The organism is Kitasatospora xanthocidica, assembly GCF_014656195.1.
GTDB lineage: Bacteria > Actinomycetota > Actinomycetes > Streptomycetales > Streptomycetaceae > Kitasatospora > Kitasatospora xanthocidica.
This window is the reverse complement of the sequence record NZ_BNBY01000039.1, coordinates 17,400-42,501: the sequence shown is the minus strand read 5'-3', so window position 1 is coordinate 42,501 and position 25,102 is coordinate 17,400. Positions and strand designations below refer to the sequence as shown.

Sequence of the window (25,102 nt, the reverse complement as noted above, 5' to 3'; positions counted from 1 at the left end):
GGACGTAGTCGAGGAACGCTCGTGATCCGAGGCGGTCCCGGGCCCGGTGGGCTCGCGGAGGACTCGAAGGGGAGGGCCCAAGCGTGGACCTGCGGTACTGGCTGCCGAGGGCGGCCGAGGTGGCCGAGCGGTGGGGTGAGCGGTTCGGGTCGTTCGCCGCGCACCCCTCGCACCGGGTGGACGAGGCGGAGTTCGCCGCCGCGTTCGAGCGCTTCGCCAAGCGGCTGGAGCACAACTACCCGTTCTTCCACCCGCGGTACGCCGGGCAGATGGTCAAGCCGCCGCATCCGGCGGCGCTGGTGGGCTATCTGACGGCGATGCGGTTCAACCCCAACAACCACGCCTACGAGGGCGGTCCGGCGACCAACGACATGGAACGCGAGTGCGTGGCCGCGCTGGCCGCCATGTTCGGGCTGCCCGCGCACGTGGGCCATCTGACCAGCAGCGGCACCATCGCCAACCTGGAGGCGCTGTACGTGGCGCGCCAGAGCCATCCGGGCCGGGGGGTGGCCTACAGCGCGCAGGCGCACTACACCCACAGCCGGATGTGCCACGTGCTGGGGGTGGAGGGGCACGCGGTGGCGGCCGACGCCGAGGGGCGGATGGATCCGGGGGCGCTGGAGGAACTGCTGCGCACCGGGCGGGTGGGCACGGTGGTCGTCACCTGCGGCACCACCGGGCCGGGCGCGGTGGACCCGGTGCACGAGGTGCTGGCGCTGGCGCGCCGGTACGGGGCGCGGGTGCACGTGGACGCCGCCTACGGCGGGTTCTTCGCGCTGCTGGCCGGTGACGACGGGCGGGCCGCGGAGCTGGGCATCGACCCGCTGCCGTGGCGGGCGATCGCCGGCTGCGACTCGGTGACCGTCGACCCGCACAAGCACGGCCTGCAGCCCTACGGCTGCGGGGCGGTGCTGTTCGCCGACCCGGCGATCGGCCGCCACTTCGCCCACGACTCCCCGTACACCTACTTCACCGACGCCGAACTGCACCTGGGCGAGATCAGCCTGGAGTGCTCGCGCGCCGGCGCCTCGGCGGCCGCGCTGTGGCTGACCCTGCAACTGCTGCCGCTGACCGCCGACGGGCTGGGCGCGGGGCTGGCCACCGGCCGGCGCACCGCCCTGGCCTGGGCGGACCTGATCGAGGCCAGTGACGAACTGACGCTGCACCAGCGCCCGCAACTGGACATCGTCACCTACTTCCCGACCCCCGGCGGCGGGCGGCCCGCGCTGTCGGCGGTCGACGCCGCCAGCGACCGGGTGCTGCGCGCCGGGATGGCCGACGAGCGGGACCCGGTGTACCTGAGCGTGCTGCGCGTGGACGCCGGCGACTTCGCCCGCCGCCACCCGGGGGTACGGGTGGACGCGGACGGGGCGCGGGTGCTGCGCAGCGTGCTGATCAAGCCGGAGGCGCAGGCGTGGCTGCCGCGGCTGCACGCGCGGGTGGCGGCGCTGGCGGCGGAGGCCGTCGCGGCGGCTGCCGCACCGGCCGGGCCGTGCGCCTCGCCTTCGTCCGACGTACCGACCGCCGTACCGACCGCCGTACCGAGCTCCCCCTCGTCCGCACCCTCGTCCGTCCCCTCGCCCGAGGAGAGTGTCCGTTGACCACCGCCACCGCCCTGACCGCCGGCCCGGGCACCGCCGTACGCGTCGCCGTACGCCGGGCCCGCCCCGACGAGGCGCCGGCCCTGGCCCGGCTGCTCGCCGACGCCTTCGCCGACGACCCGCTGATGCTCTGGGCCTTCCCCGACCCCGACCACCGCGCGCGGGTGCTGCCCGCCTTCTTCCGCGTCCACCTCGAACAGTGCCTGGCCCACGACGGCGTCGTGGTCGCCCACGAGGACACCGCGTACGGGCGGCTGCTGGGGGCGCTGCTGTTCCTGCCGCCGGGCGTGTGGGAGGACCCGGGCCGCGCCGACGGCGCCGCCACCCGCGCCCTGACGGAGGCCATCGACGCCGGCCGGCACGGCGAGTCCGCGCGCCGGCTGGCCGCCATCACCCACCTGCAGCAGCGCCGCCACCCGCGCCACCGCCCCCACCACTACCTGGCGTTCACCGGGGTGCGCCCCGACGCCCGCAGCGCCGGCGCCGCCCAGGCGATGCTGAGCGCCGTCGTCGCGGAGGTCGACGCCGCCGGGCAGGCCGCCTACGCCGAGACCAGCTCGACGGGCGGCGCCCACCTGTGCGTCACCCACGGCTTCACCCGCTTCGGCGAGACCATCGCCCTGCCCGGCGGCGGACCCCGCCTGGTCCCGATGTGGCGGGGGCCCCGATGACCGCGCCCGCACCCGCCGCCGTCGCCCTGCGCGTGTTCAGCGCCGAGCGCATCGACGCCGGCGACGCCGCCGCCCACCCCGAGGCCGTCGAGGTCCTCCACTGGGCCCGCCGCTTCCTCACCTCCGCCCACCCCGACCTGGGGCGCAGCGGTCCGGTCTGCCCGTACACCCAGCCCTCGCTGCGCCGGGGCCTGTTCCACATCGCGGTGGCCGAGCGTGACGGCGGTGACGGGGACCTGCCCGCGCTGGTGGGTGAACTGCGGTCCCGCTACGACGCGTTGCTGGCCGAGCTGGCCGAGGAGTCGGACCGTGAGCTGCTGACGGTGCTGCTGGTGCTGCCCGGGCTGGACCGCGCCGACTCCACGGCGCTGGACGAGGCGCAGCGCAAGGCCAAGGACGAGTTCGTCGAACAGGGCCTGATGATCGGCCAGTTCCACCCGGTGTGCGAGGAGCCGGGCCTGTGGAACCGTTCGTTCCGTCCGCTGCGGGCGCCGGTGCCGCTGCTGGCGGTGCGCAAGCTGCTGGTCTTCGACCTGCCGTTCCTCACCGGTGACGAGACCCATCTGAACCACTACCTGGCCCGGTTCGCCCCCGAGGTCCCGGCCCGCATCCGCGACCAGCTGGTCACCAGCGTGCGCGCGCACCAGCGGGCCGCCGCCTGATCCGCCCCTCCCCCTGCGCCTGCCGTGTTCGGGGCTTGCTGCAGGATGGGGGTCGACGGCGTGCCCCCTGGAAGAAGTTCTCGTGGTCGACCCCCGGCTCAGAGCCGCGCTGGTGCGCCTGCGCGCCGTGAGGTCGCGGCGGCCGGCCGGTGCGGATCCCGGCGACTTCGCCGACTGGCGGGACGCCATGGCCGATGCGCTGGACGGCCTTGCCGGTGTGCTCCTCTTCGAGGACGACCGGGTCAGGGCGAGAGCGGAGGCGGACGCGGCGCGGGCTCAGGCCGAGGAGGTCCGACGGCGCGGCGAGGTCACTTCCCCGGATACGGCCTGACCACGTGGGCGGGAGTCGGCCATGACCGCCGGCGGGTGGCCGGGGCCGTCCGCCCCTGGTCCCGGTGGACCTGACCTGAGCTGCGGCGATCAGGATCCGTGATCGCCGCCGGAGCGTTCCGGGTCCGGGTGCGGGCGGCCCTGACCGGGTGGACTGTTCCCGCGGCCGGGGAAGCCGGCCGCGGGAGGTCCGGTAAGGAGCCGAGGATGCCGATCGTCACCGTTCAGCAGGGCCCGCGCGAGGCCGGGCCCAAGCGCGAGCTGGTCGAGAAGGTCACCGCGGACCGGTAGCCGGGCACACCCGGTCCCGCCCTGCCCCGCCCCCTGGTTCTAGCCGTCCTGGCCGGGCATGGCCATCGTCGTGGGGACGTAGCGCATGCCGTACGCGGCGCCGACCTCGTTGACCTTGGCGGTGTCCATCCGGCCGTCGGCGGTGCGCAGGGCGGGGCCGGCGGCGAAGACGTCCTCCAGGTAGCGGTCCCAGCCGCCGGGGGTGGAGACCTGGAGGCAGCGGGCCGGGGGCTGGGAGGCGTTGCGCATGGCGTGCGGGACGCCGTGCGGCAGCAGGGCGCACATGCCGGCCTCCAGGCGGTGGGTGCGGCCGTCGTAGTCGATCTCCATGGCGCCGTCGAGCACGTAGACGAACTCGTCCATCAGTTCGTGGACGTGGAGCGGGACGTCGATGTCGAGCCGGTTGACCAGGATCGCGGCCCGGCCCTCGGTGTCGGCGGTGGTCGCCTTGACGCCGAAGCCGGGCGGCAGCGGGACGCCGGTGGGCCGGTTCTCGGCGGGCTGGAGGATGAAGAACCGTTCGCTGCTCATGGAGTTGTCCCCTCGTCGGGTTCGGCCGCGGGCGCGGCGCGTCGCGGGCGGGCGCCGTGTCGCGCCCGCACCGTATACTGCTTCCGGAAACGGATTCCCTTTCCGTTTTGATGCTAGGAAGGAGCCGATGCGATGTCAACGCGATCCACCGAAGGCGGGACCCCGGGCGGTGCCGCGGGCAGCGGCGCGGGCGGCGCCCCGGGCGGTGAGCGGCGCCCGCGCGCCGACGTGGCCCGCAACCGGGCCCGGCTGCTGGCCGCGGCCCGCGACCTGTTCGCCGAGCGCGGCGAACAGGTCGGGCTCCCGGACGTGGCGCGGGCCGCCGGGGTGGGCATGGGCACCGTCTACCGCCACTTCCCCACCCTGGCGGACCTGGTGGAGGCCGCGGCCGAGGACCGCTTCGCCGGGATCCTCGCCCACGCCCGCGCGCTGGCCGACGGCGGCGGCCAGGACCCCGTCCTGGACTACCTGCGCCACGTCGGCGAGGTCCTGGAGGCCGACCGCGGCCTGTCCGCCGCGATCGAGGCCCTGCGCGGCACCCCCGGCTCCGCCCCGCTGGGCCGCACCCGCGCCGAACTCGAGGAAGCGGTCGGGGTGCTGGTCGACCGCTCCCGCCGCCTCGGCACGCTGCGCCCGGACGCCACCGTCGCCGACGTCCACCTCCTGGCCGGCGCGATCTCGGCCACCGTCCGCACCGGCAGCGGCCCCTGGCGCCGCCTCCTCGACCTCACCGTCCAGGGCCTGCGCCCCCGCCCGGACGCCTGAGAGACCCGGCCGACCGCGGCGCGGCCACCGGGCCCCCGTCAACGCCGCCACCCCCGCCACCCCGGCGGGTGGCCGGGACGTCCGCACACCGGCGCCGCCCGCGGCCACCCACCCGGGCCCGGCCAGGGCCCCGACCAGGCAGTCTTCGGAAAGTGCCGCTCCGACCGGCCGGTATCGTTCTCGCTCGTCATACAAGATTCAGGAGAGCCGATGCCCAACCGAAGACCCGCGACCAGAGGCCTGTGGCGATCACGCGGCACCGTGGCCGAGCTGTTCTCCGGGCGCGACAACAGCCTGGGGTTCATCCGCCTGGTGATGGCGTCCAGCGTGATCGTCTCCCACGCCGGGCCCATCGCCTTCGGCACGGAGAGCATGTTCAACGCCGCGTTCCACGGGCAGACGAACCTCGGCAACCTCTCGGTGTACGGCTTCTTCGTGCTCTCGGGCGTCCTCGTCACCCGCAGCGGGGCCCGCCTCGGCGTCGGCCGCTTCCTGTGGCACCGGGCCCTGCGGCTGCTGCCGGGCCTGTGGGCCTGCCTGCTGGTGACCGGTTTCGTGATCGCGCCGCTGATGTACCACCGGCTGCACGGCGGGCTCGCGGGCTTCTGGCACGACCGGGCGACACCGCTCGGCTTCCTCCGGCACAACCTGCTGGCCGGCCAGTACCAGAGCGAAATCGGCGGCGTGATGACGGGCGGGGCCAAGGCCGGCCGCATCCTGGTGCCGGAGTTCAACGGCTCCCTGTGGTCGCTGCGCTACGAGATGCTCTGCTACGCGGGCGTGGCCCTGCTCGCCTGGTCGGGCGTGCTGCGGCGGGCGCGCAGGGTGGTCCTGGTGATCACGGCCTGGTTCGCCCTGATCGAACTCGGCGACGCCCTCGGCAGCCGCTACCTCGACCCGGCCGCCGTCGTACGGCCGCTGATCAGGATCCCGCACATGGGAGGGGTCAGCCCGAGCCTCCTGATCCCGCTGATCATCGCCTTCGGCCTCGGCGCCCTGATCGAGCTCTACCGGGACCGGATCCGGGTCAACGACCTCTGGGGAGCACTGGCGGGCGCCGTCTTCGTCACCACCCTGTTCCAGGGCTGGTTCTTCGTGATCGGCCTGCCGGCCTTCGCCTACCTGCTGCTGTGGCTGGCGATCCGCCTGCCCAGGCCGTTCCGGAGGATCGGGGCCAGGCACGACATCTCCTACGGGCTCTACATCTACGGCTTCCCGGTCGAACAGCTCCTGCTGGTCCTGGGCGCCGCGAAGTACGGCCAGATCGGCTACCGGGTCCTGGCCGTCGGGCTCAGCGCGGCACTGGCCGCGCTCTCCTGGCACCTGATCGAACGCCCGGCCCTGAAGGTCAAGGACATCAGGATCCCGCCGCGCCGCGACCGCCCCGCCCCGGCACCCGCCGCACGGCCCGAGGCCGTCGTCCTCCCCGGGCAGCGGCAGGAACGGCCGCAGCCCGACACGGGCCGCCAGCGGGTGCCCGGCTAGGGACCCGCCGAAAACCGTACCGACGTGGCAGGGGCCGTCCCGCTGGGGACGGCCCCTGCCGCGTCGAGCGGCCGCGGCGCCCCGGCGGGGAGCCGTCAGGCCCGGTAGGCGAACCGGCCGAGGCAGTGCAGGCGGGTGGTGTGCGGGCCGGTGACCACGGTGGGGACGAAGACGCAGATCGCGGCGTCGGCCGACCCGGCCGGCCCCGCACCGGAAGCCGGCCCCGCCGACGTCCCGCCGCGCCCACCGGCCGCGCCGGCCTTGGCGAGTTCCTCACCCATGGGCCACACCCGCTCCGTGGCCCCGGCGCCGCGCGCGTCCCGCCGCCCGGCCGTGGCGGTGCGGGAGGGGGGAAGGACCGCTGCCCGGCTCACTCTGGCGCCGCCGGACGATCTCTGACAGCATCTCAGCCGACGTGAACGAAACGTGTACCCATCGTTCACCTCTCCCGCACAAATTCCGAGTCGCCGAGAAGATCTGAGGCCTGCCATGAAGACCTTACGGACCCACACCTCGCACCTGGTGACGGTCGTGCTGCTGCTCCTGGGCATGATGACCGCCGCGAGCGCGCAGGCGCAGGCGGCCCCGCAGCGGGTCACCGGCAGCACGACCATCTGCTCCTTCTCCCCGATCCCGGCCGGCTGGGTCGTCACCAGCTCGTACAGCAGCTGGGGCTGTCCCGGCTCCGGCGTCTCGTACACGATCACCGACACGGCCGGGCAGACCAACCTCGCCATCTGCTCCTTCTCCCCCAAGCCGGCCGGGTGGGTGGTGACCAGCTCGTACAGCACCAGCAACTGCGCGGGCAGCGGCGTCGCCTACGGCTTCCACAACGTGGCCAACGACCTCAACGTCGGCGCGTGCTCGATGACCCCGATCCCGGCGGGATGGGTGATCAGCAGCTCGTACAGCAGCAGCAACTGCGCGGGCACCGGCGTCGCCTACACCCTGCACAACACCGTCAACGACACCAGCGCCGGCGCGTGCTCCATGACCCCGATCCCCACCGGGTGGGTCGTCACCAGCTCGTACAGCAGCAGCAACTGCGCCGGCACCGGCGTCGCCTACACCCTCTTCAAGATCACCACGCAGACCTCCGCCGTCGTCTGCTCCTTCTCCCCGCTGCCCGCCGGCTGGGTGGTCAGCAGCTACTACTCCAGCAGCAACTGCTACGGCAGCGGCGTCGCCTACTCCATCCGCAAGGCCTGACGCCGGACGGCCTGACGGCGGACGGCCTGACGCCGGACGGCGTGACGGCGGGGCTGCTCGGCCGCCCGGGGGCGCGTCCCCTCCCCCGGCCACCGGGCGGCCCCGCCGCACAGGCCCCGCCACACACGCCCCGCCCCGCCGCACGCGCCACGCCACGGCCGGCGCTGTCGGTGCGGCCTGCTTCGATGGCCTCCCGGAAACGACGACACCCTTCGGAGGAGACCTCGTGGGCACGTGGGGCAGCGGGAACTTCGAGAACGACACGGCCCTGGACCACCTGTCGACCGTCATCGACCGCCCCGCCGCCGTCAGGGCGTCCCCGGGCCGAAGCGGCGCCGGTAGGCGGTCGGGGTGATGCCGGTCGTGCGGCGCATCAGGGCGCGCAGGTTGGCGGCGGTGCCCAGGCCGCTGTGGCGGGCGACGGCCTCCATGCGGTTCTCGCCGCGTTCGATCAGCCGGCAGGCCAGGGCGAGGCGTTCGCCGGTGAGCCAGGCCGGCGGGGTGCATCCCAGCTGGGCGCGGAAGCGCCGGTGCAAGGTGGCGGGGCTGACGGCCGCCCGGCGGGCGAGGTCGGGGACGGTGAGGGGTGTGTCGAGCCGTTCCTGGGCCCAGGCGAGGACGGGGGCCAGGGATTCGTCGGGGGTGTCGGGCATCGGGCGTTCCACGAACTGGCGCTGGCCGCCGTCGCGGTGGGCGGCGAAGACGAGCCGGCGGCTGACGGTGTTGGCGACCTCGGCGCCGTGGTCGCGGCGCACCACGTGCAGCCCGAGGTCGAGGGCGGCGGCGCTGCCGGCGGCGGTGAGGATGTCGCCGTCGTCGACGAACAGCACGTCCGTCTCGAGGCGGACGGCGGGGAAGCGGGCGCGGAAGGAGTGCGCCCACTGCCAGTGCGCGGTGGCCCGGCGCCCGTCGAGGACGCCGGCCTCGGCCAGGGTGAAGGCCCCGCTGCAGAAGCCGATCAGGCGGGCGCCGCACGCGTGGGCGCGCCGGACCGCCTCCAGCACCTCGCGGCGCCGGGGCACCCCGGGGTCGGGCCGGTTGGGGACGATCAGGGTGTCCGCGGCCTCGGCGGCCGCCAGGCCCTCCACCCCGGTGAGGGTGAAGAAGCCGTCGCGCATCAGGGTGCGCGGCTGGGGCGCGCACAGCCTGAAGTCGTAGAGCTCACTCCCGAGTTCCGGTCTGGGCAGGCCGAAGACCTCGGTGGCGCAGCCGAGTTCGAAGGGGTTGGAGTTCTCGTCCACGATCACGACGACCCGGTGGAGGTCCGCCGGGCGGGCGTGTGTCTGCGGGAGCCGGCCGGCGAGCGCACGGTCGTGCTGCCGCGCGGCGCGGTGTTCACGGTGCCGCGCGGCACCGAGCACAAGCCCTGCGCCCCCTCCGGCGCCGCGGTCCTCCTGTTCGAGCCCTCCGGCACGTTGAGCGTGGGCGAGCGCCACGACGAGCTCCCCGGCCACGTGGACGCCACGACCGGGCACGCCCTGGGCACCTGAGGGCCGGCCGGCCCGGTGAAGGGAGGAAGCCGCGCTACACCGCGACGAAGCGCCGGCCGCCGTCGCCGGCCAGGACGCGGCCGAAGCGCATGCCGGGGAAGTGGGCGGCGACCAGCAGGTCGCCGGTGTCGGCGGCCTCGTCCGCGATGCGGTTGCGCACCGCGGAGGCGGCCGCCGGGTCGACGTCCCAGATCACCTCCCAGTCGCGCTCGCCGAACTGCACCACCGAGTGGGCCACGTCCCCCAGCAGCAGGGCGCGGCGCCCGCCGGAGGAGAGCACGTACGCCGTGGTGCCGGGGGTGTGGCCGGGCAGGTGGAGGGCGTCCACGCCGGGGGCGAGGGTGAAGTCGGCGTCGAACAGCTCCAGTTGTCCTTCGACGGGGGTGAGTTTGGCGACGGCTTCGGGGGTGGCGCCCGCCCCGGTGACGAAGTGCTGCCAGTCGGCGCGGTGGGCGCGGTAGGTGGCGCGGGGGAAGACCGGCCGGCCCTCGACGGAGGCCCAGCCGACGTGGTCGAAGTGCAGGTGGGTGAAGACCACGTCGGTCACCTCCCCGGGCGTCACCCCGTGGGCGGCGAGCGAGTCCACCAGCGCGCCGCCGCAGTACCTGCCGTCGTCGAACGGCCCGACCCCGGCGTCGACCAGCACGGTGCGGGTGCCGCCGCGCACCAGGAAGCCGCCCAGCGGCAGGGCCAGGGTGCCGTCGGCCGCCAGGTGGTGGGCGTGGCAGGCCCACGGGTCGTCCACGCCGGGGCGGGTGAGGATCTCGGCGGCGACCTCGGTGCCGACCCCGTCCGCGACCGCCAGGACCTCGATGTCGCCGATCTTCACGCCGTACCCTCCCGGTGTCCGTCCACGTCACGGTGCCCGCGCCGCAGGAGTCCTCCGTGGGCGGGCCACCGGCTGCAACCCGTCGGCACCGCCCGGTCATTCCCGCACCACGCGAAGGCCCGGCGGGCCGTCAGGCGAGGGGCGGGCGGCGGCCGGTCCAGGGGTGGGCGAGTTCGAGGGTGCGGGAGACCTGGAGGAGGAGGTCCTCGCGCCAGGGGGCGGCGACGAGCTGGACGCCGACGGGCAGGCCGGTGGCCTCGTCGTGGTGCAGCGGCAGGGAGACCGCGGGCTGGCCGGTGACGTTGAACACCGAGGTGAACACCCCCATCGGGTAGCTGTTGCGCAGGGCCGCCGACGGGTCGTCCTCGGTGCCCGCCCGCCAGGCGCCGATCAGCGGCGGCAGGCACGCCATCGTGGGCGTGACCAGGAGGTCGAAGCCGGCGAGGAAGCCCTCGACGATGCGCCGCGACAGGTGCTGGGTGCGCTTGACCGCCTCCGCGTAGGCCCAGGAGTCGACCGCACGCGCCGCGGCGCGCAGCGCCCGGTTGTGCGGCTCGACGCGCTCGGGGTCCGCGAGCGGGACCCCGGCGGCGCCGGTGTTCCAGATCGTGGTGAACGCCGCGACCAGTTCCTCGGTGCGCGGCAGCGCCAGGGCCGTGTCGACGATGTGGTGGCCGGCCGCTTCGAGGGTGCGCAGCGTGCGGGTGACGGCCGCGGCGCAGGCCGGGTCCACGTCGACGCCGTCGACCGGGGAGCGGGTGAGCGCGCCGATGCGCAGCCCGGTGGGCGCGTGGGCGGCGAGCGCGGCGGTGAAGGGGCGGTGCGGGCCGGGCGGGGACCACCAGGCGCCGGGGTCGTGGCGGGCCAGGACGTCGAGGACGGCGGCGGTGTCGGCCACGGTGCGGGTGAGGACGCCGCTGGTGCCCAGGCCCTCCACGCTGACGGTGGCGCCGGTGATCAGGCCGCGGGTGGGTTTGAGTCCGACGAGGCCGTTGCAGGAGGCCGGGATGCGGATGGAGCCGCCGCCGTCCTCGGCGTGGGCCAGGGGGGCCATCGCGGCGGCGACGGCTGCGCCCGCTCCGCTGGAGGAGCCGCCGGGTGTGCGCTGCGGGTCCCAGGGGTTGCGGGAGATGCCCAGGGCGGGGCTCTCGGTGAAGGGCAGGGCGCCGAATTCGGAGGTGGTGGTCTTGCCGAGCAGGACGAACCCGGCGGCGGTGAAGCGGCGTACGACCGGGTCGCTGGAGGCGGCCGGGGTGCGGGAGGTGGCGAGGGAGCCGTGGGTGGTGGGCCATCCGGCGACGTCGAGGAGGTCCTTGACGGGTAGGGGGACGCCGAGGAACGGCGGCAGGCCGTCGGGCTCGTCGCAGCGTGCCAGGGTGTCGGCCGCGGCGCGGGCGGCTTCGCGCACGTCCTCGTCGGCCCGGTGGCAGAAGGCGTTCAGGGCGGGGTCGAGGTGGTCGACGCGGGTGAGGTAGAGGTCGGCGGCCTCGGCGGGGCTGAGCTCCTTGCGGCGGATGGCGGCGGCGAGGCCGACGGCGGAGGTGTACGGGTCGATCGGCGGGTGTGTCACGAACGGTCCTTCCCGGTGCCGGCGTTGGTGTGCCGTCAGCGTCGCGGCGGTGGGGGCGTCGTGTCTTGGACGAATGTCGCGTAGCCTTTGCGGTGTGCGAGCCGTCGGGTCCTCTCGTGCCGCCGCCGCGCTGTGGGACATCTCGACTCCCGTGCGGCCGGGCCTTGTTCGCGGGGTCGCCATGGCCGGTTTCCGTGCCCGCGGCGCGGACCCGGTGGAGCTGGGGGTGGTCCCGTACCCGGCCGTGACCGTGGTGGTCGACCTCGGCGGCGACACGCTCGCCGTCGACGACGCCGGCGGTGTCCGGCACGGGGGCGCTGTGGTCGTCGGCCTGGCGCCCGGCGCGGTGCGCGGCGGCGGCCGTGACGTGGAGGTGCTGCAGGTGCGGCTGTCGCCGCCGGTGGCGCACGCGGTGTTCGGCGACCCGGCTCACCTGGCCGCGGCGGTGGTGCCGTTGGAGGAGCTGTGGGGGCGTGAGGCGGCGCGGACGCGGGAGCGGCTGCGGGCCTGCGGGTGCCGGCAGGAGCGGTTCGCGATCGCGGCGGCCGTGCTGGGGCGGCGGCTGGAGGCGGGCCGGCCGGTGGATCCCGAAGTGGCGTACGCGTGGCGGCGGCTGGTGCGCGGCCGGGGGGCGGTGCGGATCGAGGAACTGGCGGCGCAGACCGGGTGGAGCCGCAAGCGCCTGTGGTCCCGCTTCCACGCCCAGATCGGCCTCGGCCCCAAGCACGCGGCCCGGCTGGTGCGCTTCGACCACGCCGTCCACCGCCTCGCGGCGGGCCACAGCGCCACCCGGGTGGCGGCCGAGAGCGGCTACAGCGACCAGTCCCACCTCCACCGCGACGTCATGGCCTTCGCCGGCGTGACCCCCACGGCCGTCGCGCTCGCCCCCTGGCTGGCGGTCGACTCCGTCGCCTGGAACGCCCCCGGGCCCGGGCGGACACCGCACACCTGAGACAACCGTCGGCGCCGGGGGTGGCCGGCTGTGCGGGAACATTCGTCCAAGACGCCCGCCAGCGGCCCTGGCCACACTGCGGGCATGGACCGGACTCGACGTGACACCCCCCTGCCGCGCCCGCGCGGGCCGCGGTACGGCATCGACGCGCCCGCCTTCCCGGCGGCCACCGCCGCCGCCGGACTGGCCTGCTGCCTGGCCGCCGTACGCCGCGCTCCCCTGCGGCCCGCACGCGCCGCGCTGGCCGCCGCCGGCGCGGCGCTGCTCGCCCACAGCGGCGTCTACCTGCACACCACTCTGCGCGGCAAACTGCGCCTGTGGGCGCGGGAACTGGACCGGGCCGGCCTGGCCGGCGACGAGGACCTGCTGGACCTGGGCTGCGGGCGCGGCATGGTGCTGATCGAGGCGGCGCGGCGGCTGCCGTCGGGCCGCGCGGTCGGCGTGGACCTGTGGACCGCGGACCAGAGCGGCAACACCCGCGCCGCCGCGCTCGCCAACGCCGCCGCGGCCGGGGTGGGCGACCGGGTGCAGGTGCGCACCGGTGACATGAGGGCGCTGCCGTTCCCGGACGCCTCCTTCGACGTCGTGACGAGCGCGCTGGCGATCCACAACATCCCCTCGCCCCGGGACCGGTACCGCGCGCTGGACGAGGCGTTACGCGTCCTGCGCCCCGGCGGGCGGCTGCTGATCGCCGACCTGCGCCCGATGGCCCGCAGGTACGCCGCCCACCTGGGCCGGGGCGAGCTGCGCGATCTGGGCCCCGCCTACTGGTACGGGGGCCCGTACCTGGCCGTCACCCTGCTGGAGGCCGTCAAGGACGGGTAGGGCCCGGGGCGTGGGGCGGTGCGGGCCCGGGCCCGCACCGACGGGATCACAGGGTGGAACAGGACATCGGCCCGGGCGCGCGGGCGCCCGCGTTCGAGATCGCCCCGTAGGCCCCGGGTGCGCACGGCAGGAAGGCCCCGCCGGGTGGCGGGGCCTTTCGCGCGCCCGGGGCCGGGGCGGCGGGTCAGACGGCGGCCAGCACCGGCGCCGCCGCGCCGGCCTGGGCCTGGGCCTGGGCGCCGGGGTGGGCGGCGCGGGTGCGGCAGTCGTCGGTGAAGGCGAGGGCGCGCAGGTGGTAGGGGCGGGCGGCGTGCCCGAGGGAGAGGTTGTGGCCGGCGCCGTGGGCGGTGACCAGGTGGGCCAGGCCCTCGGGGAAGGCGGCGGTCAGCGCGGCGCGGGAGGCCGGGTCCAGGCGCCACCAGTGTTCGTGTTCGGCGATCGTCAGGCGTACCGGGACGCGTACCCGGGCGGCGAGGGCGGCGTAGCGGGCGGGCCAGGTGGCGAGTTCGCGTCCTTCGAGGGCGGGGACGGGGGTGAGCAGGGCGCGGGCGGCGTGGAAGGTGCCGGGCGGGTAGAGGGAGAGGGGGCCCCAGTTGAGGCGGCCGCCGCCGGCGAGGTCGTCGGGGCGGTCCCAGGCGCCGGGGGCGTAGTGCTGGGCGAGGCCGTTGATGTCGGCGCCGAGCAGGGGCAGGCGGGGGTTGTCGGGCCAGTGGGCGGCGAGGTGGAGGGCGATCTTGCCGCCGAAGGAGTGGGCGAGGAGCTGGACGCCGGCGCCGGTGGGGTGGGCGCGGGCGTAGTCGGTGAGGGCGGCGTGCAGGGTGGCGGCCTGGTCGGCGATGAGGCGGCCGGCGGGCAGGCGGTGGGCGGAGGCGCCGTGGCCGGGGCGGTCGATCGCCAGGACGGTGTAGCCGAGGTCGGCGGCGAGGGTGAGCAGGCTGGTGTCGGGGTGGGCGGGGCCGGCGAAGTAGGCGGCGCGCATGCCGCGGCCGTGGATGGCGAGGACGACGGCCTTGGGTTCGCCGTGTTCGGGTTCGGCGACCAGGGCGGACAGGGGGATGCCGTCGGCGTCCAGGACGAGGGAGCGGGTGCGCAGCGGGTCGGTGGTCATGCGGCGACTCCGGTGCGGGCGGCGTCGAGGGTGGTGAGCCAGGTGGGGATGTCGTCGGTGCGCATGAGGGCGGTGCCGACGAGGAGTCCGGCGTAGCCGGCGTCCAGGAGGCGGGCGGCGGTGTGCGGGTCGGTGATGGCGGAGGCGGAGACGGGGGCGGGGCAGCCGGTGGCGCGGACGGCGGGCAGCAGGCGCAGGCTGCGCTCCAGGTCGCCGCTGTCGCGTTCGCGGGTGCGGATGTCCTTGTTGTTGACGGCGATGACGCAGCTCTCGGGGTGGGGCAGGTGGTCGAGTTCGCGTTCGTGGGTGATCTCGACGAAGGGGGTCAGGCCCAGGGAGAGGGCGCAGGTGACGAGGCGGGTGAGGGAGGTGGCGGGCAGGAGGGCGGCGGTGAGCAGGACGGCGGAGGCGCCCATGGCGTGGGCGGCTTCGAGCTGGGCGGGGCGGGTGAGGAAGTCCTTCTGGAGGACGGGCAGGGTGGTGGCGGCGGTGACGTCGCGCAGCAGGCGGGTGGTGCCGCCGAACCAGCGGCCGGTGACGACGGACAGGCAGGGGGCGCCGGCCTGTTCGTAGCGGGTGACGAGGTCGGTGACGGTGCGTCCGGCGAGGAGGTCGCCGCCGTGGGGGTCGCGGAGTTTGACTTCCATGACCAGGGGGCGGCGGGCGCCCAGGAGGGCGTTGGCGAAGCCGGTGGTGGTGTCGCTCATGCGGTGGCCTCCTGGAGGCGCGGGTGCCAGGCGCGGGTGAGGGCGGTGACGGCGTCGTGGGTGAAGTGGCCGGTGCGGTCGCGGGCGGCGGTGTCGATGTCGGCGCCGGCGTAGAGGGGGTGGTCGGTGACGGTGCGGTAGGTGTCGCGGTTGGCGGTGTTGAGGCCGCCGGCGAGGAGGAAGGGGGTGTTGAGGCGGGGCAGCAGGGCGTGGACGTGGGCGGGGTCCAGGCTCTGGCCGGTGGAGCCGACGCGGCCGTCGTCGGTGACGGTGTCCAGGAGGAACAGGTCGGTGCCGGCGCGTTCGAAGGCTTTGGTGAAGGCGCGTTCGAGGCAGCGTCCGCGGGAGAGGTGGAGGACTTTGACGAGGACGGCGTAGGGCAGGCGCTCGCGCAGGTCGGCGACGAGGGCGGGGCTCTGGTAGGCGTGGAGCTGGATCCAGCGGATGCCGGTGGAGCGGGCGAGGCGGGCGAGGCGGTCGGGGTCGTCGAGGAAGGTGACGAGGACGGGTTCCAGGCCCAGGCGGATGGCGGTGGCGGCGAGGTCGGCGAGGTGGTCGGCCTCGAGGTCGGCGGGGCCGTCGGGGACGCCGTGCCACAGGCCGACGAGGGTGGGGCCGGTGTCGGCGAGCAGGGCGAGGTCGGCGCGGCTGCGGGCGCCGCAGACTTTGAGGTGGCCGGGGCGTACGGGGGCGGGCGGTGTGGCGGCCAGGGTGGCGGGGGCGGTCATTTGCCGAGTCCCAGCATGGCGGCGATGCGGTTGTACTGGATCTCGTTGCTGCCGGAGTAGATGGTGCCGGCGACGGCGTTGCGCACGTCCTTCTCCAGTCCGTATTCGGACATGTAGCCGTTGCCGCCGAAGACCTGGACGGCGGCCAGGGAGGTGGCGAGGTTGGACTCGCTGGTGAGGAGTTTGGCGATGGCCATGTCGACGGTGACGTTGTCGCCGGCCTCCAGGCGCTGGGCGGTGTCGTAGAGCCACTTGCGGGCGGTCTCGAGGCGGATCTTGGTGTCGACGATCTTGTTGGCGACGGACTGGTAGGAGCCGATGGGCTTGCCGAAGGACATGCGGGTCTTGGCGTAGTCCAGGCAGCGGGCCAGGCGGTGCTGCATCTCGCCGGTGTTGACGATGAAGGAGTAGAGGATCTCGCGTTTCATGACGTGGTCGAGGACCATGAAGCCGCCGCCGACGCGGCCCAGGACGCGGTCCTTGGGGACGCGGACGCCGTCGAGGAAGAGTTCGGACAGCGGGGAGGTGCGCAGGCCCATCTTCTTGATGGGGTTGCCGGTGGTCAGGCCGGGTGTGTCGGCGTCCAGGAGGAAGGCGGTGACGCCGAGCGCGCCGCCCTGGGGGTGGGTGCGGGCGTAGACGACGATGACGTCGGCGACGGGGCCGTTGGAGACGAAGGTCTTGGCGCCGGTGAGGACGAAGTCGTCGCCGTCGCGGACGGCGCGGGTGCGCATCTGCATGGCGTCGGAGCCGCTGTCGGTCTCGGTGATGGCGTGGGCGCCGATGGCGTCGCCGGAGGCGATGCGGGGCAGGTAGGCCTCTTTGAGGGCGGGTGAGCCGAAGGCCTGCAGGGGGACGCCGGTGGAGGCGATGGAGGTGGTGACGGAGAAGTTGAGGCCGCCGTCGCGGCAGGTCTGTCCGAGGCCTTCGAGGACGTACATGGTGGTGAGCAGGGACTGGCCCAGGCCGCCGTAGCGTTCGTCGAAGGGCAGGGAGAGGATGCCGGTCTTCTGGATCAGGCGCCACTTGTCGTGGGAGAAGGCGGCCTGTTCGTCGCCTTCGATGTGGCCGGCGCTCAGGTCGTCGCCGAAGCGGGCCAGGCCCTCGCGCAGGGCCGTCTGGTCGGCGTTCCAGCGGATCACGGTAAAGCCGCCTTCCTCCCGGGCCCGCCGGTGGCGGGGCCCGGGGTGGCAGGGCCGGCGACGGGTGGGTCGCCGGCGCTCGTCTGAACAGAAGGTCTCGCCTGGGCCGGGAGGGCTTAGTAGGCGGAGGAGGAGTGGGCGTCGAGCTGGTGGACCTCGTCGCCGCGCAGGGCCGGGGAGAAGACGCAGACCAGGCGCAGGTCCTCGTCGGGGGAGGCGACGAGGTAGTGGGCGTCGTGCTGGTCGAGGGCGTACATGCGGCCGGGGGTGATGGGGTGGGAGTTGCCGTCCATGTCGATGACCTCGCCGGAGCCGGCGATGCAGTAGCAGGCCTCGAGGTGGTTGCGGTACTCCAGGCGGGACTTGGTGCCGGCGTTGACGACGGTGTCGGTGAGGCTGTAGCCGAGGCCGTCGCTTGCGAGCAGGAAGCGGCGGGACAGGCCGTTGCCCCACTGGACGGTCTTCACGTCGGCGATGTCGCGGATCAGCATGCCGGTTGTTCCTCTCGGGTGGTGGTGCTGGCGGTTGTGGGGGTGGCGGTGCCGGTGGTGCGGGGGGTGGTGCTGGCGGTGCTGGGGGTGGTGCGGGGGGTGGTGCCGGTGGTGCGTCCGCCGGGGGCGTCCGGGTGCGGGGGACGGTGGGGGCGGAGGTCGGTGAGGAAGGCGCTCAGCTCGGTGACGGGGTCGAGGCCTTCGGTGTGGGCGTGTTCGATGCGGGCGACGGCGGCGGAGCCGACGATCGCGGCGTGGGCGCCGCTGTCGGCGACGGCGGCCAGGTCGGCGGCGGTCCTGACGCCGAAGCCGACGGCGACGGGCGTGGCGGGGGCGGCCCGGCGCAGGGCGGTGACGGTGTCGGCCAGGGCCCGGTGGCCGTGGGCGGGGGTGGTGCCGGAGCGGCCGTAGTGGGCGACCAGGTAGACGTAGGCGCCGGCGGCGCCCTGGGCGGCGGCGGTGAGGACCTCGGGGGCGGAGGCGGGGTAGCAGGTGGTGACCTGCGGCAGGCCCTGGGTGCGCAGCGCGTGGTGCCAGGCGGGGCGCAGGCGCGGGGGCAGGGCGTGGATGAGCAGGGCGGCGGCTCCGGCGTCGGCGACGGCCCGCGCGGTGGCGGCGGGGTCGCGGTGGCGCAGGCTGTGGCTCCAGTCGGCGAGCAGGACGACCTTGAGGCGCTTCAGGTGCGGGGTGAGGCCGGCGAGCTGGGCCAGGACGGTGTCCAGGGTGGTGCCGTGGGCGAGGGCGCGGGCGGCGGAGCGGCGGATGAGGGCGCCGTCGGTGGGCGAGTTGGGGAAGGGGACGGCGAGTTCGAGGACGTCGACGCCCGATGCGTCGAGCATGTGGGCGAGGTCGGTGAGGCGGCCGGCGGGGTCGCCGGCGTTGAGGAACACGGCCAGGCCCAGCTCGCCTGGGGGGAAGAGGGGTTCAGACACCGGCGGTCTCCCGGGGGCGGGCGCGCAGGCGTTCGGCCAGTGCGCGGGGGGCGCCGTCGGCGAGGGCGTCCAGGGCGGCGGCGTGGGCGGCGTGCCAGCGGGTGTGGCGGCCGGCGGCGAGGGCGAGGGCGGCGGCGTTGAGGGCGATGGTGTGGGTGGCGGTGTCGCCGGCCTGTCCGGCGAGGGCGCGCAGGAAGTGGCCGGTGAGGTCGTCGGGGTGGGGGGCGAGGTCGTCGATGCCGCCGTCGGCGGGGGCGACGGAGCCGGCGGGCAGGTGGATGGCGCCGTCGGGGGTGTGGAGGGTGTTGTCGGCGAAGGGCAGGAGCTCGTCGGCGCCGGCGCTGTTGTGGGCCAGCCACACGGTGCGGCCGCTCACGCGCGGGGCGAGGTGGCGCAGGGCGTCCAGCGGGGCGGCGGCGGAGGCGCCGGTGAGCTGGGCGGTGACGGGGACGGTGGCGAGCAGGGGGCCGAGGGTGTTGAGGAAGGCGCCGAAGGGTTTGAGGGTGAGCGGGTAGAGGACGCGGGCCAGGCGGGTGAGGGCCGGCGGGTAGACGTGGGGGCCGGCGAAGGCGATGCCGTGGCGGGCGAGGTGGTCGGCGGTGGCGGTGTGGCTGGAGGTGAGGGTGATGCCCAGGCGTTCGAGGAGGTCGATGGAGCCGGCGGCGCTGGTGTAGGCGCGGGAGCCGGTCTTGACGACGGGTACGCCCATGGCGGCGGCGGTCAGGGCGGCGGCGGTGGAGAGGTTGAAGGTGGCGGGGCCGCCGCCGGTGCCGACGATGTTGACGCTGGCGGGGTGGGCGGGGCCGGGGTGGGGGCTGCGTTCGGTGAGGGAGGTGGTGAGGGCGGCGAGGGTGGTGTGGTCGGGCAGGCGGGTGGTGAGGGAGGCCAGCAGGGCCGCGGCCTGGGCCCGGTCGCTGTCGCGGGCCGGGCCCAGGGTGCGCTGCTCCAGCTGGTCCCACCACGAGCGCCAGGCCTCCAGGGGGACCGGGCGGCCGGCGAGGAGTGCGGTGAGGGCCGGGTGCATGGGGTCAGCCGCCGACCGTGGCGCCGGCCTGGGCGCGGCGTTCGGTGATGAAGGCGTCGATGGCGGCGACGGAGCGGAAGTTGTTGGGGTCCAGGTCGGTGTCGTCGACGGGCAGCGCGAAGTGGTCCTCGACCCAGGCGATGAGCTTGAGGACGCCGAGGCTGTCGATGACGCCGTCGGAGAGCAGGTCGTGGTCGTCGGCGAGCTGCTCGGGGGTGACGTCGGGCAGGAACTCGTCGATGAGGAACCGCTTGATCCGGGTGATGTTGCTCATGGCGGCAACTCCCTTGCGTTAGTGGGCTGTTGGTTTTGTCGTAAGGGTGGTTCAGGGGGTGGGCAGGACGGCTTTGCGGTCGACCTTGCCGGTGGGGGTCTTGGCGAGCGGCTCGTCGTGGATGGCGAGTTTCTCGGGGACGGCGGCCCGGGGCAGGTTGCGGGCCAGGTGCTCGCGCAGGGTGAGGGTGTTGAGGGCGGAGCCGGGGGCGCGCTGGACGGCGGCGTGCAGGCGCTTGCCGGTCAGCGGGTCGGGGGCGGCGGCGACGGCGGCTTCGCGGACCTCGGGGTGGGTGAGCAGGACGCGTTCGACCTCGGCGGTGTTGACGGCGACGCCGCGGACCTTGACCTGGAAGTCGGAGCGGCCGGTGAGGTGGAGCAGGCCCCGTTCGTCGCGGGTGACGAGGTCGCCGGTGCGGAACCAGCGCCGTCCGTGGCCGGCGCCCTCGGGCTGGGTGGTGAAACGCCCGGTGTCGCGGGAGCGGTCGAGGTAGCCGGCGGCCTGGAAGGGGGTGGAGACGTAGAGTTCGCCGCTGCCCGGGCCGTGGACCAGGGTGCCGTCGGCGGCGGCGAGGAGGGTGCGCACCCCGGGCAGCGGGGTGCCGATGGGCACGGGCAGGGCGGCGGCGTCCAGGCGGTCCAGGCGGTGCAGGAAGCTGTCGTTGGTCTCGGTGCAGCCGTAGATGTTGTAGAGCGCGGCGTTCGGCAGCAGGGCGGGCAGGGCCGCCAGGGTGCGGGCGTCGATGGCGTCGCCGGTGAACGCGGCGTGCTCGACGCTGTCCAGCGCGCCGGCGCCCGCGCTCTGGGTGAGCAGGGCCCAGGCCAGCGGGACGGCCTGCATCACGTGCGGGCGGTGGCGGGTGAGCTGGGTGAGCAGGTGGCGGGCGTTGAGGGCGTGGGCGGGGTCGATGAGCAGGCAGGTGCCGCCGGCGGCGAGGGTGGCCCACACGTCGAGCAGGGCGAGGTCGAAGTTCAGCGGGGCGTAGCTGGCGACGACGCGGCCGGGGCCGAGGTCGAAGGTGTCGTGGGCCCAGGCGGTGAAGCGGTCGACGGCGCTCTGCCCGAGGGGGACGATCTTGGGCAGGTCGGTGGAGCCGGAGGTGGTGAGCATGAAGGAGGTGCCGGCCGCCAGGGTGGGCACCGGCGCGGCCTGGGCCGGGGCCGGCAGCGCGGGGGCGTCCTGGCCGAGGGGGGCGAGCACGCGGCGGGCCCCGGCCTGGGCGAACAGGGCGGCCAGCAGCGCCGGGGCGAGCTGCGGGGAGGGCAGCAGGAACGGGCGGCGCTCGGTCAGGCAGGCCAGCACCAGGGCGATCGCCTCGGGGGACTTGACGGCGAGCACGCCCACCGGCTCCCCCGGCGCCAGGTCCAGGGCCGCGAGTCTTCTGCGCTCGGCCTCGGCGAGGTGGGCGAGTTCGCCGTAGGAGAGGGTGCGCTCGTGCCACAGCAGGGCGGGCGCGTCGGGCCGGGTGCGGGCGTGGGCGGTGAACGCGTCGGGCAGCGCCAGCGGCGCCGGGTCCGTCCCGTCGGCGCTCTGTCCGGTCGCCGGGGCCGTCCCGGTGGCGCTCTGTCCGGGCGCGGGGCTGCGGGTGGTCATCGGTGTCACTCCCCCGCCGCCGTGATCCGCGCCCAGCCGGCCTTGACGGCGGTGCCCGCGTCGGTGGCGATGGTGAAGCGCACCACGGTGCCCGCGTCGTAGGGCTGCAGGGTCAGGCGCAGCGGGGTGCCGGGGCGGGTGGGGGCGGCGAAGCGGGCGCCGAGGGCGCTGACGCGGGCGGGGTCGCCGCCGGCGTGGCGGTCGGTGATCTCCTCGGCGGCCAGGGCGACCAGGTGCATGCCGTGGGCGATGGCGGAGGGGAAGCCGGCGGCGCGGGCGGCGTCGTCGTCGAGGTGGATGGGGTTGAGGTCGCCGGAGGCTTGCGCGTAGGCGGTGGTGTCGGCGGGGGTGAGGGTGTGGGTGTAGGTGAGCGGTTCGGTGTCGGGGGTGGTGCCGGGGTGGGCGGCGGGGGCGAGGGTGCCGTAGGCCTCGGTGCGGGTGGCGCCGACCAGCAGGGCGGAGGTGGCCAGGTCGGCGACCAGGACGCCGGTGGCGGGGTCGGTGAGGCGGGTGGCCAGGGCCAGGCGGGTGCCGCGGGCCTCGCGGCGCACCGCGGCGACGTCGACGGTGATGTCGAGGTCGCCGGGGGTGAGGGGGGTGTGGGTGTGGATCTCCTGGGCGAGGTGGACCACGCCGGTGAAGCCGTCGTCGCCGGCGGTCAGGGCGGTGACGGTGTGCTGGGCCAGGGTGTGGGCGGCGACGAAGGGGTGCGCGGGGCTCGCGCCGCCCGGGGCGCCGGCGGTGAGGCCGGTGCGGGCGGCGGCGCGGTAGGCGGCCAGGGCGGCGGCGGTGACGGTGAGTCTGGTGCGCCGGCGGAACGGGGAGGTCCCGGCCGCCGTCGCGGGTGTGGTCGTGGGCGCCGTCGCGGGTGTGGTCGTGGGTGTGGTCGTGGTCATATCGGGGTCACCACCAGGGTCGAGTTGTGGCCGCCGAAGCCGAACGAGTTGGACAGGGCCGCGCCGGACCGTACGGGGCGGGCGGCGGTGTGGACGACGTCGAGGTCCAGGCCCTCTTCGGTCTTCTCGTGGTTGGCGGTGGGAGGGACGGTGCGGGTGTTCATGGCCTCGATGGCGGCGATCAGCTCGACGGCTCCGGCGGCGCCGATCAGGTGGCCGATGACGCCCTTGGTGGAGGTGACGGGCACGCCGTGGGGGCCGAACACCGTGCGCAGGGCGGCGGCTTCGGCGCGGTCGTTGTGCACGGTGGAGGTGCCGTGGGCGTTGACGTGGGCGATGTCGCCCGGGGCCAGGCCCGCGTCGGCCAGCGCCGCGCGCATCGCGGCGACGGCGCCGGCGCCGTCGGGGCGCGGGTTGGACAGGTGGTAGGCGTCCGAGCTGGAGCCGTACCCGGCGAGCAGCGCGTAGGGGGTGCGGGCGCGGGCGCGGGCGTCGTCCAGGCGTTCCAGGACGAGGAAGGCGGCGCCCTCGCCCATCACGAAGCCGTCGCGTTCGGTGTCGAAGGGGCGTGAGGCGCGGGCGGGTTCGTCGTTGCGCAGGGAGTGCGCGCCGAGGTTGCCGAACGCGGCGAGGGTGACCGGGGTCAGGGTGGCCTCGCAGCCGCCGGCGATCACCACGTCCGCGCGTCCGCTCTCCAGCAGCAGCGCGGCGTGGCCGATCGCGTCCGCGCTGGAGGCGCAGGTGGTGGCGATGGTCAGCGCCGGTCCGCTCCAGCCCAGGCGCATGGCGATCTGGGCGGCGGCGGCGTTGGGCATGGTGACCAGCGGCATCAGCGGGGAGACCCGCAGCGGGCCGTGCCCGGTGTAGAGCGCGGACTCGCGGTCGCTGGTGGTGCGTCCGCCGACCGCGTTGCCGACCACGATCGCGCTGCGCCCGGGCTCGGGTTCGGGGCGGCCGGCGTCGTGGTGGGCGGCGAGGGCGGCGAGGGTGCCGTAGAGGGCGAAGGGGTCCAGGCGGCGGGCGTCCTTGGCGGGCACCGGGCCGTCCTGGGGCAGGTCGCTGACGCGGCAGCCCAGGCGCACCTTGTGGCGGGCCAGCGCCGGGTCGGTGAGGGCGGTGGCGGTGGAGCGCCCGGAGGCGACGGTGTGCCAGAACTCGCGGACGGTGTGGCCGGCGGGGCTGACCACGCCGAGGCCGGTGACGGCGATCGGCGGGCGGTGGGGCGGGGCCATGGCTTCCTCTCCTCTCCGGGCGGGGGCGGCGGTTCTCAGATCAGGCCGGTCTGGGCGGCGGCGGTCAGGAACGCGTCGGCGGCGAAGTCGATGTCGGCCGCGGTGTGGCGGGCGGTGACCGCGATGCGCAGCCGGGCCAGGTCGTTGGGCACGGCGGGGGTGACGACGGGCAGGCCGATGACGCCGGCCTTGCGGCAGGCGGTGGCGTAGTCGTAGGCGGCGTCGTCGGAGCCGGCGATGACGGGCAGCACGGCGGTGGTGGAGTCCATGGTGGAGATGCCGGCGTCGTTGAGGCGCTTGCGCAGGCGTTCGGCCTGGACCTGGGTGTGGGTGACGCGCTCGGGCTCGCGGCGCAGGATCCGCAGGGACTCCAGGGCGGCGCCGGTCTGGGCGGGGCCCAGGGCGGCGGAGAACAGGAACGGGCGGGCGGCGTAGCGCAGGTGGCCGATGAGGTCGTGGCTGCCGGCGATCCAGCCGCCCATGGAGGGGATGGCCTTGGAGAGGGTGCCGAGTTTGACGTCGACGCGGACCTTGTGGTCGAAGTGCTCCTCGATGCCGCCGCCGGTCTTGCCGATGACGCCCAGGGCGTGGGCCTCGTCGACCATGAGCAGGGCGTCGTAGCGGTCGCAGACCTCGCGCAGTTCGGGCAGCGGGGCGATGTCGCCGTCCATGGAGTAGACGCTGTCGACGATGACCAGGCGCACGCCGGTGGGGGAGGCGGCCTTGAGGCGGCGCTCCAGGTGCTCGACGTCGTTGTGGCGGAAGCGGGTGACGGTGGCGCCCGAGAGGCGGCAGCCGTCGACGATGGAGGCGTGGTCGTACTTGTCGATCAGGACGGTGTCGCCCTGGCCGACCAGGGCGCCGACGGTGCCGACGTTGGCGGCGTAGCCGGAGCCGAAGACCAGGGCGCGCTCGCGGTGGGCGAAGCGGGCGACCTCGGCCTCCAGTTCCTCGTGCAGCGGGATGGTGCCGGCCAGGGCGCGCACGCCGTGGTTGCCGGTGCCGTAGACGTCGACGGCGGCCTTGGCGGCGGCCACCACCCGCTCGTCGCCGGCCAGGCCGAGGTAGCTGTAGCCGGACATCATGAGCAGGCGCTCGCCGTCGAGGTCGCAGTAGGCGCTGTCGCGTTCCATGGTGTAGGCGACGAAGCTGTTGCGCCGGGAGGGGTCGGACTCCAGTGCGGCCACCCGGGCGTTCGTTGCGGCGAGCTTCGGCTCCAGGCGGTCCCATGCTCCGGTGGCGTTCACGGGCGTTTCTCCTTCACGGCTTCACGGCTTCGGCGGGCTTCACGGGGTTTCACGGTTTTCGCGGGGTCTGCGGGTCTGCGCGGGGTGTTTCGCGGGGTCTGCGGTGCGTGGTGTTGCGGGTCCCGGTTCGTTTCCGGTTTCCGTCCGGTTCACGGCCGCACCGAAAGGGGCTGTTTTCCGGTACGGCGCGGCGCCGGGCGGGGTGCGGGGGTGGTTCGGGGCGGCTTCGGGCGGCCTTTCTCGAAGCCTTCACGCGGGGTGCTCAAGGATGGCTACATTTCTACGGCAGGATGCGCAAGGCGTCCGCAATAGCCGCTTTCCCGGCCTGCGGGAACGCTCTGACGTGCGGAAACCTTGCGTCCACGACGTATCGACCGGCCGGCGGGTATGTTTTCCCGGCCGGTGTTGACATCGCGCATCGCGGCGAATGTATGGTCAAAATCCGCCGAAACCGAACGGCTGGTCGACGGCGAATGCGTTCCGTTTCGGATTTCCCATGCCGACGGCCCGCACGGGC

The 25,102-nt window shown here is 75.0% G+C and carries 27 protein-coding genes and 1 pseudogene; 11 read left to right on the top strand and 17 right to left on the bottom strand.

Features of this window, described 5'->3' with window-relative positions; genetic code table 11:
* The first annotated feature begins 83 nt into the window (after positions 1–83).
* From IE332_RS36805 to IE332_RS36785, 5 genes are all read left to right on the top strand, one after another.
* Positions 84–1,601, top strand: coding sequence for a pyridoxal phosphate-dependent decarboxylase family protein (locus IE332_RS36805; protein WP_189925347.1), 1,518 nt, complete (start codon positions 84–86; stop codon positions 1,599–1,601).
* Complete coding sequence (locus IE332_RS36800) at positions 1,598–2,272, top strand: hypothetical protein (protein WP_189925346.1); 675 nt, start codon at positions 1,598–1,600, stop codon at positions 2,270–2,272. The genes IE332_RS36805 and IE332_RS36800 overlap by 4 nt, the downstream gene beginning before the upstream one ends.
* A complete protein-coding gene (locus IE332_RS36795; protein WP_189925345.1) occupies positions 2,269–2,934 on the top strand; it encodes a DUF6875 domain-containing protein in 666 nt (221 codons plus the stop codon). The genes IE332_RS36800 and IE332_RS36795 overlap by 4 nt, the downstream gene beginning before the upstream one ends.
* 82 nt (positions 2,935–3,016) lie before the next feature.
* Positions 3,017–3,265: a hypothetical protein gene (locus tag IE332_RS36790; RefSeq protein WP_229929205.1), complete on the top strand. Its 249-nt coding sequence runs from the start codon at positions 3,017–3,019 to the stop codon at positions 3,263–3,265.
* Between the two features lie 98 nt (positions 3,266–3,363).
* The gene (locus IE332_RS36785; protein WP_189925344.1) at positions 3,364–3,555 is read left to right on the top strand and encodes a hypothetical protein; all 192 of its coding nucleotides are present in this window, start codon (positions 3,364–3,366) and stop codon (positions 3,553–3,555) included.
* A 39-nt stretch (positions 3,556–3,594) separates the two neighbouring features.
* Here the strand turns inward: IE332_RS36785 and IE332_RS36780 are convergent, their stop codons facing one another.
* Entirely contained in the window at positions 3,595–4,086 is a 492-nt protein-coding gene (locus IE332_RS36780; RefSeq protein WP_189925343.1) for a cupin domain-containing protein, read from the bottom strand.
* 132 nt (positions 4,087–4,218) lie between these two features.
* Here IE332_RS36780 and IE332_RS36775 point away from each other — a divergent pair, with 132 nt between their 5' ends.
* Together IE332_RS36775 and IE332_RS36770 are read left to right on the top strand one after the other, a co-directional pair.
* Positions 4,219–4,851, top strand: a complete 633-nt coding sequence (locus tag IE332_RS36775) for a TetR/AcrR family transcriptional regulator (protein WP_189925342.1) — start codon at positions 4,219–4,221, stop codon at positions 4,849–4,851.
* A 210-nt stretch (positions 4,852–5,061) separates the two neighbouring features.
* Positions 5,062–6,336 (top strand): acyltransferase family protein, encoded by a 1,275-nt coding sequence (locus IE332_RS36770; protein WP_189925340.1) that lies wholly within the window; start codon positions 5,062–5,064, stop codon positions 6,334–6,336.
* A gap of 95 nt (positions 6,337–6,431) precedes the next feature.
* On the opposite strand, the gene IE332_RS36765 is transcribed toward IE332_RS36770, so the two are convergent.
* A complete protein-coding gene (locus IE332_RS36765) occupies positions 6,432–6,617 on the bottom strand; it encodes a hypothetical protein (protein WP_189925338.1) in 186 nt (61 codons plus the stop codon).
* A 208-nt stretch (positions 6,618–6,825) separates the two neighbouring features.
* On the opposite strand from IE332_RS36765, the gene IE332_RS36760 reads away from it, so the two are divergent.
* Positions 6,826–7,545 carry a hypothetical protein gene (locus IE332_RS36760; protein ID WP_189925336.1) on the top strand — a complete coding sequence of 240 codons (720 nt, stop codon included), beginning with the start codon at positions 6,826–6,828 and terminating at the stop codon, positions 7,543–7,545.
* Positions 7,546–7,853: 308 nt separating this feature from the next.
* Here IE332_RS36760 and IE332_RS36755 read toward each other — a convergent pair whose 3' ends face one another.
* Positions 7,854–8,792 (bottom strand): GlxA family transcriptional regulator, encoded by a 939-nt coding sequence (locus tag IE332_RS36755; protein WP_189925333.1) that lies wholly within the window; start codon positions 8,790–8,792, stop codon positions 7,854–7,856.
* Here IE332_RS36755 and IE332_RS36750 point away from each other — a divergent pair.
* Positions 8,778–9,035, top strand: a pseudogene (locus IE332_RS36750) (cupin domain-containing protein); the annotation flags it as partial. The gene IE332_RS36755 and the pseudogene IE332_RS36750 sit on opposite strands and share 15 nt — an antisense overlap.
* 34 nt (positions 9,036–9,069) lie before the next feature.
* Here IE332_RS36750 and IE332_RS36745 read toward each other — a convergent pair.
* Positions 9,070–9,864, bottom strand: coding sequence for an MBL fold metallo-hydrolase (locus tag IE332_RS36745; protein ID WP_189925331.1), 795 nt, complete (start codon positions 9,862–9,864; stop codon positions 9,070–9,072).
* A gap of 130 nt (positions 9,865–9,994) precedes the next feature.
* Complete coding sequence (locus IE332_RS36740) at positions 9,995–11,434, bottom strand: amidase (RefSeq protein WP_189925329.1); 1,440 nt, start codon at positions 11,432–11,434, stop codon at positions 9,995–9,997.
* Positions 11,435–11,615: 181 nt separating this feature from the next.
* Here IE332_RS36740 and IE332_RS36735 point away from each other — a divergent pair, with 181 nt between their 5' ends.
* The gene (locus IE332_RS36735; RefSeq protein ID WP_229929204.1) at positions 11,616–12,386 is read left to right on the top strand and encodes a helix-turn-helix domain-containing protein; all 771 of its coding nucleotides are present in this window, start codon (positions 11,616–11,618) and stop codon (positions 12,384–12,386) included.
* Between the two features lie 84 nt (positions 12,387–12,470).
* Positions 12,471–13,211 carry a class I SAM-dependent methyltransferase gene (locus tag IE332_RS36730; RefSeq protein ID WP_189925325.1) on the top strand — a complete coding sequence of 247 codons (741 nt, stop codon included), beginning with the start codon at positions 12,471–12,473 and terminating at the stop codon, positions 13,209–13,211.
* 184 nt (positions 13,212–13,395) lie between these two features.
* On the opposite strand, the gene IE332_RS36725 is transcribed toward IE332_RS36730, so the two are convergent.
* The 12 genes from IE332_RS36725 to IE332_RS36670 form a co-directional block, all read right to left on the bottom strand.
* On the bottom strand, positions 13,396–14,319 hold the full coding sequence (locus tag IE332_RS36725) for an alpha/beta fold hydrolase (protein ID WP_189925323.1): 924 nt from the start codon (positions 14,317–14,319) through the stop codon (positions 13,396–13,398).
* The gene (locus tag IE332_RS36720; protein ID WP_189925321.1) at positions 14,316–15,026 is read right to left on the bottom strand and encodes an indole-3-glycerol-phosphate synthase; all 711 of its coding nucleotides are present in this window, start codon (positions 15,024–15,026) and stop codon (positions 14,316–14,318) included. Before IE332_RS36720 ends, IE332_RS36725 begins: the two co-directional genes overlap by 4 nt.
* On the bottom strand, positions 15,023–15,754 hold the full coding sequence (locus IE332_RS36715; RefSeq protein WP_189925318.1) for a phosphoribosylanthranilate isomerase: 732 nt from the start codon (positions 15,752–15,754) through the stop codon (positions 15,023–15,025). The genes IE332_RS36720 and IE332_RS36715 overlap by 4 nt, the downstream gene beginning before the upstream one ends.
* A complete protein-coding gene (locus tag IE332_RS36710; protein WP_189925316.1) occupies positions 15,751–16,896 on the bottom strand; it encodes an acyl-CoA dehydrogenase family protein in 1,146 nt (381 codons plus the stop codon). Before IE332_RS36710 ends, IE332_RS36715 begins: the two co-directional genes overlap by 4 nt.
* Before the next feature lie 116 nt (positions 16,897–17,012).
* Positions 17,013–17,387 (bottom strand): ectoine synthase, encoded by a 375-nt coding sequence (locus IE332_RS36705; protein WP_189925314.1) that lies wholly within the window; start codon positions 17,385–17,387, stop codon positions 17,013–17,015.
* Complete coding sequence (trpA, locus tag IE332_RS36700) at positions 17,381–18,319, bottom strand: tryptophan synthase subunit alpha (protein WP_189925312.1); 939 nt, start codon at positions 18,317–18,319, stop codon at positions 17,381–17,383. Before trpA ends, IE332_RS36705 begins: the two co-directional genes overlap by 7 nt.
* Entirely contained in the window at positions 18,312–19,343 is a 1,032-nt protein-coding gene (locus IE332_RS36695) for a hypothetical protein (protein WP_189925310.1), read from the bottom strand. Before IE332_RS36695 ends, trpA begins: the two co-directional genes overlap by 8 nt.
* A gap of 4 nt (positions 19,344–19,347) precedes the next feature.
* Entirely contained in the window at positions 19,348–19,617 is a 270-nt protein-coding gene (locus IE332_RS36690) for an acyl carrier protein (RefSeq protein ID WP_189925308.1), read from the bottom strand.
* A gap of 51 nt (positions 19,618–19,668) precedes the next feature.
* Positions 19,669–21,210, bottom strand: a complete 1,542-nt coding sequence (locus tag IE332_RS36685) for an AMP-binding protein (protein ID WP_189925306.1) — start codon at positions 21,208–21,210, stop codon at positions 19,669–19,671.
* 5 nt (positions 21,211–21,215) lie between these two features.
* Positions 21,216–22,106 (bottom strand): MaoC family dehydratase, encoded by an 891-nt coding sequence (locus IE332_RS42105; protein ID WP_189925304.1) that lies wholly within the window; start codon positions 22,104–22,106, stop codon positions 21,216–21,218.
* Positions 22,103–23,338 carry a beta-ketoacyl-[acyl-carrier-protein] synthase family protein gene (locus IE332_RS36675; protein ID WP_189925301.1) on the bottom strand — a complete coding sequence of 412 codons (1,236 nt, stop codon included), beginning with the start codon at positions 23,336–23,338 and terminating at the stop codon, positions 22,103–22,105. Before IE332_RS36675 ends, IE332_RS42105 begins: the two co-directional genes overlap by 4 nt.
* Positions 23,339–23,373: 35 nt before the next feature.
* A complete protein-coding gene (locus IE332_RS36670; protein ID WP_229929203.1) occupies positions 23,374–24,585 on the bottom strand; it encodes an aminotransferase class I/II-fold pyridoxal phosphate-dependent enzyme in 1,212 nt (403 codons plus the stop codon).
* Positions 24,586–25,102: the final 517 nt, after the last annotated feature.

What these genes read in the sequence shown, in the direction of transcription:
- IE332_RS36775 (WP_189925342.1), top strand. Translation starts at nt 4,219, where the DNA reads ATGTCAACGCGATCCACCGAAGGCGGGACCCCGGGCGGTGCCGCGGGC.
- IE332_RS36765 (WP_189925338.1), bottom strand. Translation starts at nt 6,617, where the DNA reads ATGGGTGAGGAACTCGCCAAGGCCGGCGCGGCCGGTGGGCGCGGCGGG.
- IE332_RS36705 (WP_189925314.1), bottom strand. Translation starts at nt 17,387, where the DNA reads ATGCTGATCCGCGACATCGCCGACGTGAAGACCGTCCAGTGGGGCAAC.
- IE332_RS36795 (WP_189925345.1), top strand. Translation starts at nt 2,269, where the DNA reads ATGACCGCGCCCGCACCCGCCGCCGTCGCCCTGCGCGTGTTCAGCGCC.
- IE332_RS42105 (WP_189925304.1), bottom strand. Translation starts at nt 22,106, where the DNA reads ATGACCACGACCACACCCACGACCACACCCGCGACGGCGCCCACGACC.
- IE332_RS36685 (WP_189925306.1), bottom strand. Translation starts at nt 21,210, where the DNA reads ATGACCACCCGCAGCCCCGCGCCCGGACAGAGCGCCACCGGGACGGCC.
- IE332_RS36760 (WP_189925336.1), top strand. Translation starts at nt 6,826, where the DNA reads ATGAAGACCTTACGGACCCACACCTCGCACCTGGTGACGGTCGTGCTG.
- IE332_RS36720 (WP_189925321.1), bottom strand. Translation starts at nt 15,026, where the DNA reads ATGAGCGACACCACCACCGGCTTCGCCAACGCCCTCCTGGGCGCCCGC.
- IE332_RS36690 (WP_189925308.1), bottom strand. Translation starts at nt 19,617, where the DNA reads ATGAGCAACATCACCCGGATCAAGCGGTTCCTCATCGACGAGTTCCTG.
- IE332_RS36770 (WP_189925340.1), top strand. Translation starts at nt 5,062, where the DNA reads ATGCCCAACCGAAGACCCGCGACCAGAGGCCTGTGGCGATCACGCGGC.
- IE332_RS36715 (WP_189925318.1), bottom strand. Translation starts at nt 15,754, where the DNA reads ATGACCGCCCCCGCCACCCTGGCCGCCACACCGCCCGCCCCCGTACGC.
- IE332_RS36725 (WP_189925323.1), bottom strand. Translation starts at nt 14,319, where the DNA reads ATGACCACCGACCCGCTGCGCACCCGCTCCCTCGTCCTGGACGCCGAC.
- IE332_RS36735 (WP_229929204.1), top strand. Translation starts at nt 11,616, where the DNA reads ATGGCCGGTTTCCGTGCCCGCGGCGCGGACCCGGTGGAGCTGGGGGTG.
- IE332_RS36695 (WP_189925310.1), bottom strand. Translation starts at nt 19,343, where the DNA reads ATGCACCCGGCCCTCACCGCACTCCTCGCCGGCCGCCCGGTCCCCCTG.
- IE332_RS36730 (WP_189925325.1), top strand. Translation starts at nt 12,471, where the DNA reads ATGGACCGGACTCGACGTGACACCCCCCTGCCGCGCCCGCGCGGGCCG.
- IE332_RS36780 (WP_189925343.1), bottom strand. Translation starts at nt 4,086, where the DNA reads ATGAGCAGCGAACGGTTCTTCATCCTCCAGCCCGCCGAGAACCGGCCC.
- IE332_RS36675 (WP_189925301.1), bottom strand. Translation starts at nt 23,338, where the DNA reads ATGGCCCCGCCCCACCGCCCGCCGATCGCCGTCACCGGCCTCGGCGTG.